The organism is Collinsella sp. LCP19S3_B11, assembly GCF_052121915.1.
GTDB lineage: Bacteria > Actinomycetota > Coriobacteriia > Coriobacteriales > Coriobacteriaceae > Collinsella.
The window spans coordinates 1-4928 of record NZ_JBQKDI010000031.1; the positions used below are offsets into that span (position 1 = coordinate 1).

At 69.5% G+C, this 4928-nt stretch carries 9 protein-coding genes; all 9 read right to left on the reverse strand.

The genetic code is table 11. From position 1 onward, the window contains the following. Positions 1 to 104: 104 nt before the first annotated feature. The 9 genes from ACTQV4_RS10035 to ACTQV4_RS10075 all read right to left on the reverse strand — a co-directional run bounded on the left by ACTQV4_RS10035 (position 105) and on the right by ACTQV4_RS10075 (position 4871). Positions 105 to 539, reverse strand: coding sequence for a BppU family phage baseplate upper protein (locus ACTQV4_RS10035; protein ID WP_441569755.1), 435 nt, complete (start codon positions 537 to 539; stop codon positions 105 to 107). A 1-nt stretch (position 540) separates the two neighbouring features. Further along, positions 541 to 1713: a phage tail spike protein gene (locus ACTQV4_RS10040; RefSeq protein WP_441569756.1), complete on the reverse strand. Its 1173-nt coding sequence runs from the start codon at positions 1711 to 1713 to the stop codon at positions 541 to 543. After that, positions 1713 to 2429: a phage distal tail protein gene (locus tag ACTQV4_RS10045; RefSeq protein ID WP_441569757.1), complete on the reverse strand. Its 717-nt coding sequence runs from the start codon at positions 2427 to 2429 to the stop codon at positions 1713 to 1715. The genes ACTQV4_RS10040 and ACTQV4_RS10045 overlap by 1 nt, the downstream gene beginning before the upstream one ends. Then, positions 2426 to 2611, reverse strand: coding sequence for a hypothetical protein (locus ACTQV4_RS10050; RefSeq protein WP_441569758.1), 186 nt, complete (start codon positions 2609 to 2611; stop codon positions 2426 to 2428). The genes ACTQV4_RS10045 and ACTQV4_RS10050 overlap by 4 nt, the downstream gene beginning before the upstream one ends. Next, positions 2595 to 3053 (reverse strand): hypothetical protein, encoded by a 459-nt coding sequence (locus ACTQV4_RS10055; RefSeq protein ID WP_441569759.1) that lies wholly within the window; start codon positions 3051 to 3053, stop codon positions 2595 to 2597. Before ACTQV4_RS10055 ends, ACTQV4_RS10050 begins: the two co-directional genes overlap by 17 nt. Continuing rightward, on the reverse strand, positions 3053 to 3337 hold the full coding sequence (locus tag ACTQV4_RS10060) for a putative minor capsid protein (RefSeq protein WP_441569760.1): 285 nt from the start codon (positions 3335 to 3337) through the stop codon (positions 3053 to 3055). The genes ACTQV4_RS10055 and ACTQV4_RS10060 overlap by 1 nt, the downstream gene beginning before the upstream one ends. Positions 3338 to 3378: 41 nt before the next feature. Continuing rightward, entirely contained in the window at positions 3379 to 3687 is a 309-nt protein-coding gene (locus ACTQV4_RS10065) for a hypothetical protein (protein ID WP_441569761.1), read from the reverse strand. Positions 3688 to 3764: 77 nt separating this feature from the next. Next, on the reverse strand, positions 3765 to 4607 hold the full coding sequence (locus ACTQV4_RS10070; protein ID WP_441569762.1) for a hypothetical protein: 843 nt from the start codon (positions 4605 to 4607) through the stop codon (positions 3765 to 3767). A gap of 45 nt (positions 4608 to 4652) precedes the next feature. Further along, positions 4653 to 4871 (reverse strand): hypothetical protein, encoded by a 219-nt coding sequence (locus ACTQV4_RS10075; RefSeq protein ID WP_441569763.1) that lies wholly within the window; start codon positions 4869 to 4871, stop codon positions 4653 to 4655. Positions 4872 to 4928 lie beyond the last annotated feature (57 nt).

Consider the following 4928-nt stretch of genomic DNA (forward strand, 5'->3'; position numbering starts at 1 on the left):
GTTCCGTTAGCGCAGTTGGTGAAAGTGCGTTAGCGGGGTCGGCGAAAGCGCGTTAGCGCATTCGGCGAGATGCGTTTGCGAAAGTGGTCAATTTTAGATTAGCGCTAACACAGGAACAGCGAGTACCCGTCGTCACTTCCTTCGCCCGTGCCCGTGAGAACCTGCGTCACGCGCACGACGAAGGGAAGCGTGGATATCGCCTCCCTGTCGCTCGTCACCATCACCTGTGCGTCTACCGCACCCTCGGCGCACGTCATCGCGGCCGGCCAGAACACACGGAAAGATCCCGCCGAGGCGTCCACCGCCTCGAAGGGCTCGCAGCCGCGCACGCGCCGCTCCCGGTGCCGCCACAGCAGGTACACCGTAGCGCCCGTGAGATCCACCGCCTCGCCGCCGCGCGTGACCGTGAGCGCGAGCCCGCGTCCCTCCGCGTCGGCCGGCGAGGCGGTGAAGCATCCGTCCAGCGGCGCGTCGCACTCGTCCCACGTCACCGCGCGTAGGCCGTCGCCCGCGAGCGCAAAGGTGCTCGTCTCAGACATGTCAGAACTCCCTCTCGCCCAGGTCCTCGTAGGACGCCACCGTGTCGGATGCCGTCGCCGCCGTCTCCTCGACCGCCGTCACGCGCGCCGCAACGTCGGCCGATGCCGCCCACGTCGTTCTCTCGACCGTGCCCAGCGTGAGCCTAACCGTCGGCGCGCCCTCGCCGAGCTCGCGCACGCGCCGCACGCACCGCGCCCGCAGGTGCCACTCGGGCGAGCGCGACGAGTCGATGACCGCCACGTCGTCGCCCAGCCGCACGCCCGCGCCGCCGTCCACCGCCGCGACGTCCACCTCGTAGGAGACGCGCGGCTCGCACGCCGCCGCGAGCACCGCCAACGTCAGCTCCTTGAGCTCTGTCGCGTCCTCGCAGTCCGGAAACACAACGTGCCCGAACCGGTGAGCCTTGCCGCCCGCGCCGTCGGGGCGCCCCCACACCAGGCGCGCATCCTCGTCGCCCACCCAGTTCACGTCGTTGTTCACAGAGCCGAAGGTCAGCCGCCGCGTGAACCCGCCCGTCGCCACGCCCTGCTCGTCGTAGATTGGTAGGCCCTTGCCGTACCCGTAGAGTGCCGTGAACACCTCGTCCTCGAGCACCGTGCGCGTGCACGCCGCGAGCGTCTTGCCGTAGGAGAACCGCGCACCGCGCCACTCACCGCGCCGCGCGGGCAGTCTTACCGTCCGCGAGTCCACGTGCCCGTCGACCACGGCGATTACGGCCTCGGCCTCGCCGCCCCACACCTCCTCGACGCGGCGCAGCGCCGCGAGAGCGTTCACGTGGTAGAGGAGGCACCCGCGCGCCGCGCAGCCGACGCCCACCTCGCCCGCAGACCAGCGCGTCACGCCCAACACCGAGGAGAGCGCCTGCTGTGCCGTCTTGCCCACGAGCTGGATCTCCTCGACGAAGTCGCCCAACAGCTCGCAGAGCGAGGACTCGGCGTAGACGTGCGCAGGCGCTCCCAGCGGCTCGTCGGTGCGCACCACCACGTGCTCGCGCCATACGCCGTCCGTCGGGTCGCGCCACAGCAACCGCTCGCCCTTCTCGGGCGCGGCCAGGCAGTCGAACTCGATCGTGTCCTCGCCGCCCAGCTCCTCGGCGTGCTTCACCGAGCCCACGGCGGGCAGGATCCCCAGCCTCCCGTCGAAGCGGTCGAAGAGGTAGAGCGTCGGCACCATCAGAGCCACCTCTCCGCCCACGCCACCGTGTGCGCCGAGCACCCGGAGAAGGTCAGCGTGTGTGCGCCGGGGTCAAGCGAGAAGAACGTGCTCTCCACGGCGACGTCGGCGGAGGCGTCCTCGCCGCCCACCGTCACGGCCTCACGCTGGAAGTCGAGAAGGACCTCGTCCCCAGCTGCGAACGTGCGCTCCACGAGTACGTAGCGCCCCAGCTCGTCGGTCACTTTGACGGAAGAGCCCGCCAACGTCGTCATCTCCACCACAGGCCACGTCGCCCACGTGCCGCTGACCGTGAGGATGCTCGACGTGCTCGCCCTCTCCTCCCCGTAGGCAACAGGGTCGAAGCAGGTGAACGCCACCTCGCAGCTCCCGTCTTCGAAGAGCGAGTCCCAGTCGGAGGCATCCGTCACCACCGCGTCGCGCCACGCGAGCCCGTGCTCGCTAGGCAACTCGAGCTCGCCTCCCCCGGACGCCACGAGCCGCGCGTATAGCTCGTGCCGGATTTCGGAGCGCTCCTCGGCGGTAAGGGAGGTGCCCGCGTCCAGGAACAGCCGCACGCGCAGGATACGCGGCGGCAGCTCGCACCCCAGCAGAACCGCGCCCGGTCGCCCTGGCACCACAAGCGCCCGCGGCGTAAGCGCGTGCCCCGCCGGCTCCACCAGCTCGGCCGTCACGTACTCGGAGAGGTCGTGACCGTTGTAGGTGATGGAGCTCACAGCCGCTCCCGCGCCCGCCCGTAGGCCGTCGCGCGCCGTTGCCGCTCGCGCCCCATGCGGTCGGTCTCGGCGGAGCCCGCCCGCTGCTCGCGTGCGCTCTGCGCCGCCTGCTGGAGCGGGTTGCTCTTGCGCACCACGTCGCGGTCGTCGACGCCGCGACCGGCCCTAACCCTGTCCGCCATAGTCGATCACCACCGTCAGTGTCAGAGTGAACCCCCAGAGCCATCGCCCGGAGCCGTCGCGGCCCCGTGGCGCTGAGCCACCGGAGTCCGCGGCAGCCACCCTGCAACGCCACCCGTCGCCGGCAGCCGTCCAGGAGTCGCGCCTCAGGTCGCTCTCCACCGCGCGACAGGTCGCCTCGGCGTCACGCGCGCCCTCGCAGCAGACGAGCACGTTCACGGGTATCTGCCCGCGCTCCGTACCATCCGCGAGCCGCGCCTCGCGCTCGAAGGAGCCCTGCGCCAACACGATCGGTTCGCAGCAGACCCGGGCGGGAGGTGGCGAGCAGAACACGTTGCCGTAGCCCAGCGCACGGAGCAGCGTGGCCACCGCGCCGACAACCCCACCGCCCCCGGCGTCCCAGTCGGTCGGCACGTATGCGCCGAGCGCGTCTAAACGGGACATCAGCCCACCTCCAGCTCCCAGTGGTGCACCTGGCCGCGCACCACGCAGCACCGGCGACAAGAGCGAACAAGCATCGACGGCCCCGCGCCGATCAGCACGCGCGACCCGGCCGGCACCTCGAGAGCGCCCTCGCTGTTCACCGCGTCCACGAACACCGTCCCGTGCCCAGCGTCGGCCGAGCGGTGCGCGTCCGCCGCGGCGGACTCCTCCCTCTCGAAGCGCACGTGGCGCACCAGGCGGCTCTCGCCGCGCCCACCGGCCCCGTCCGGCAGGAACACCAGCATGTCGTCGGGCAGGAGCCGCCTCGGAATCGGCCTCAGGTACCTCATCGGCGCATCCCTGAGAAGGCGAGGCCCGTCCCCGCCAGCTCCGCGAGCGCGGCCCCTCGCGCCACCTCGGCGCCCGTCGTGCCTTCGTCGCGGTAGTTGGTCACGGAGAAGCTCCCTATCGAGAAGCCGCCCACGCGCCCCTCGCCGTACTCGGCGAAGACGTCGGCCGCCGCGCAGACGGCGCGCCGCCATGCGTCGGAGACGGACTCGCCCCAACTCTCGTTCACGTCGCGCGTCCCCGTGAGCGCGCTCACGCACCTCACCGCCGCCGGCAGCGCCTCCGCGAACGCCTCGGCGAAGAGCATCCCGCCGTAGACGTCCAGGTAGAATTCGTAGGAGACGGGTGCGAGTCCCGAGCCGGCCGCGCCCGTGCTCGCAGCCACTACGCCGCGGGCGCGCAGGAGACGTGCACGCCCGCCAGCTTGTTGTCCAGAAGCTCCACGATGCCGTACTTGCGGTACTTCATCATGTAGCTGTCCAGGTTCTCCAGCCCGTCCGGGGAGAACACGCGGCTCGCCACGTGCTTGTCGAACTTGATGACTGCGGACCTCTCCACCACCATGTAGTTGATGTCCGCGGCGCCGGCGGCCTTGGAATACCCGAACTGGTCGGCGTCGCCGGAGTTCAGCGTGATCGCGGAGTAGAAGCGCGTCTGCGGCACCTCCACGACGCGGCTGAAGCGCTCGAGCACGCGGTTGGAGCGTGTCGGGTTCGCGAGCGAGAAGTCGTCCAGCACGCCCTTGAGCGTTGGCGTGATGAAGAGGATGCGGCTTGCAGTCGTGACCTCCGCCTCATCCATCGCGTTGGTTGTGACGCGCAGGGACGCCAGCACGTCTTCGGCCTCGGCAGAGGAGAAGTCCTCCTCGACGGGCACCACGCCATCGTGACCTGCGATCTCGGAGAAGGTGAAGGCGTCCGCCTCCGGTGCCACCTGCGTACGTTGGAGCTCGGAGCCCGCTGCCACGAAGCAGTCGAGCACGCCTGCCTCCTCCACGTCCATGACGTCGGCGAGCAGCTTGATGCCGCGGTCGTAGTTAAACGTCTTGGTCTCGAACTCGTAGGTGATGGATCCCGTCTTGTAGCCCACGTTGCGGGTGTAGTCGCCCAGACCGGAGACCTCAATCTTCGGGATTATGATCTCCTTGGCGTTGCGGCCGGCACGCGCCATTCGGCGCGGGCTGTTCAGGCATGCCGAGACGGCCGCGCGCTGGTACACCTCGTCCAAGATGGTCGTTTAGTTCCTCGTGTACGCGATGCTGTTGGCCATGGCCTACTCCTCGTCCCCCTCGATGCCGGCGATCTTTCGCCAGCGCCTCATCTGCGCGCCCGCGTCGGTGGCCGCGCCCGCGTTCGACAGCCCAGTCGCCCCCGCCTGCGCGGGAGCGGCAGCCCCCACGCCGAAGAGCCACGGCTCCGCCGCCTTGAGCTTGTCTATTGTTAGCGCTAACGTATAAATAACCAAATCAACTGGCATAACCTCACCAATCACACTGGCCTTTTGGCGCCAACCGCGCTGGTGTACTTTCACCAACCTTTGTCAGGAAAT